1 protein-coding gene is annotated in these 3,032 nt (G+C 76.7%); it reads right to left on the reverse strand.

Translation table 11 applies throughout. The features are described 5' to 3' along the window. On the reverse strand, nucleotides 1-3,032 hold a 3,032-nt coding region (locus CRM73_RS18665), incomplete at both ends, for a helicase-related protein (RefSeq protein WP_255663063.1).

Genomic DNA, 3,032 nt, shown 5'->3' on the forward strand with positions numbered 1-3,032 from the left:
CCCCGCCGATCCCCGGGCGGGAGGCCGCGCCGGGCCGCAGCCGGGCGGCGCCCCGGCGGGACGTGGTGCGTCCCCGCGGGGCCTGGGCCCGGTGCCGGTGGGCGGCCTGCCCGCCGGAGAGCAGGGAGCGCACGGGCAGGAAGGTGTCGTTGGTGACCAGCCCGGACCAGACGAGGTTCCACAGCGCGGTGGTCAGCGCCGGGGCGGGAACCGGGTCCCCGGCGGCGTCGAGCAGGCCCAGCAGCTGCGGGAAGAACCACGCGCCGCCGGGGGCCAGGACGTCGAGGACCCGCCGCTCCAGCGTGGAGTCCAGGGCCGCCGCCGCGACCTCGAGGGTCTCGGCCGGGGGCAGGGTGAGCTGGGCCGCCTCGCTCAGGTGCAGCGACACCCATCCGTCGTCGCCCGCCAGGGACCCGGCCCCGGACCACAGGATCTCCCCGGTGGCGGTCAGCTCGTCCAGCAGCTCGGGCCGGTAGTCCGCCACCCGGGCGGCGAGCACCAGCGGCTCCCAGGCCGATGCGGGGACGGCGACGCCCGCGAGCTGGTCCACCACCGTCAGCACCCCGTCCTCGCCGCGCAGCTGGTGGCCCCGGCCCACGTGCTGCCAGGCCGGCAGGAACCGGGCGTAGACCTGCCCGGAGACGGGCTCAACGTCCCGGCGCAGCGCGGCCAGCGAGCGGCGCCGGATCCGGCGCAGCACCTCGGACTCGCACCACTCGGAGGCCGCCGGGCCGGCCCCGCCGCCGTCGGGGCGCACCGGCCGGAACTCGCCCTCGACCACGCGCCGGTCCGCGGCCAGCCGCTCCAGCGTGGTGCGCACCACGGCCGTGCCCAGCCCGAGCCGCGCCGCGGCCTCGTCCACGGTGAACGGCCCGTGGGTGCGGGCGTAGCGGGAGACGAGGTCGGCCAGCGGGTCCTCGACCGGTTCCACGAAGGCCAGCGGCACCCCCATGGGCAGGGGCACGCCGAGCGCGTCGCGCAGCCGGGAGGCGTCCTCGATCGCGGCCCAGTGCTCGACGCCGCGCAGGTGCACGCGCAGGGCGCGGTTGGCGGCCACGAGCTGCTCGAGCCACCCGGCGGCGACGTCCTCGGGGCACGCGGACTCCGGGTCCCCGGGGTCCTGGAGCCGGCGGACGGCCTCGGCGGTGGTGAGCGGGCCGAGCAGGCGCAGCAGGTCGGCCGCGCCCTCGACCCCGCGCAGCCGCCGGTCCGGGGCCAGTCGCTGCAGCTCCGCCTCCGTGCGCTCGATGACCTCCGGGTCCAGCAGCTCCCGCAGCTCGGCGCGGCCCAGGAGCTCGTTGAGCAGGGCGGCGTCGAGGGACAGGACGGCCGCCTTGCGCTCCGCCAGCGGGGAGTCGCCCTCGTAGAGGAACTGGGCCACGTAGCCGAAGAGCAGGGTCCGGGCGAAGGGCGAGGGCTGCTCCGTGGTGGTCTCGACCACCCGGATCGCGCGCCGCTCGACCGCCCGGTGCAGCTCCTTGAGCGCGGGCAGGTCGTAGACGTCCTGGAGGCACTCGCGGATCGTCTCGAGGATGATCGGGAACTGCGGGTACTTCCGGGCGACGTCCAGCAGCTGCGCCGAGCGCTGGCGCTGCTGCCACAGCGGGGAGCGCCGGCCGGGGTCGCGCCGGGGCAGCAGCAGGGCCCGGGCGGCGCACTCCCGGAACCGGGAGGCGAACAGCGCGGAGCCGCCCACCTCCTCGGTGACGATCTGGTCGAGCTCGTCGGCGTCGAAGAGGAACAGCTCCGCGCCCGGGGGCTCGTCCTCCATGGCCGGCACGCGCAGCACGATCCCGTCGTCGGCGGCCTGCGCGGAGCCGTCGAGGCCGTACCGCTCGTGCAGCCGGGCCCCCACGGCCAGCGCCCACGGGGCGTGCACGGGCATCCCGAACGGGGAGTGCAGCACCACGCGCCAGTCCCCGAGCTCGTCGTGGAAGCGTTCGACGACGAACAGCCGGTCCGACGGGACCTGCCCCACGGCCTCCTTCTGCTCGCCCACGTAGGCCAGCAGGTTGTCGGCGGCCCACTCGTCGAGACCGGCCGCGCGCAGCCGGGCGCGGGCGTCCTCCGCGGAGGCCCCGGCGATCTCGCGGTTGAACCGGCCCACCGCGCGGCCCAGCTCCACGGGCCGGCCGGGGCCGTCGCCGTGCCAGAACGGGAGCTTGCCCGGCACGCCGGGGGCGGGGGAGACGATGACGCGGTCGTGGGTGATCTCCTCGATCCGCCAGCTCGAGGCGCCCAGGGCGATCACGTCCCCCACGCGGGACTCGTAGACCATCTCCTCGTCGAGCTCGCCCACCCGCCGGGAGTTCTTCCCGTCCTGCTCGCCCACGAGGTAGACCGCGAACAGGCCGCGGTCCGGGATCGTGCCGCCGGAGGTCACGGCCAGGCGCTGTGCCCCGGGCCGGCCCTCGATGGTGCCGGTCTCCCGGTCCCACACGATCCGCGGGCGCAGCTCGGCGAACTCGTCGGACGGGTAGCGGCCCGCGAGCAGGTCCAGGGTGGCGTCGTAGGCGGAGCGCGGCAGGGTCAGGAACGGGCAGGAGCGGCGGACGGTGTCGAACCACTCCTCGACGTCGATCGGCCCCAGCGCGGTCGCCGCGACGGTCTGCTGGGCCAGGACGTCCAGGGGGTTGAGCGGGACCGCCAGCGGCTCGATCCGGCCCTGCAGCATCCGCTCCACCGTGACCGCGGCGTCCAGCAGGTCCCCGCGGTGCTTCGGGTAGAACCAGCCGCGCGAGACCTCGCCCACCTGGTGGCCGGCGCGGCCCACGCGCTGGAGGCCCGAGGCCGCCGAGGGCGGGGCCTCGATCTGGACCACCAGGTCCACCGCACCCATGTCGATGCCCAGCTCCAGGGAGGAGGTGGCCACCACGCAGCGCAGCCGTCCGGTCTTGAGGTCGTCCTCGATCACCGCCCGCTGGTCCTTCGAGACCGACCCGTGGTGGGCGCGGGCCAGCACCGGCGCCGCGCCCTCGTAGCGGCCGGTCTGCCGGCGCAGGTCCGCGGGCTCGGGGGCGGCGGGCCCGCGG

Origin of the sequence: Kocuria sp. CCUG 69068 (assembly GCF_020833785.1) — a bacterium.
GTDB lineage: Bacteria > Actinomycetota > Actinomycetes > Actinomycetales > Micrococcaceae > Kocuria > Kocuria rosea.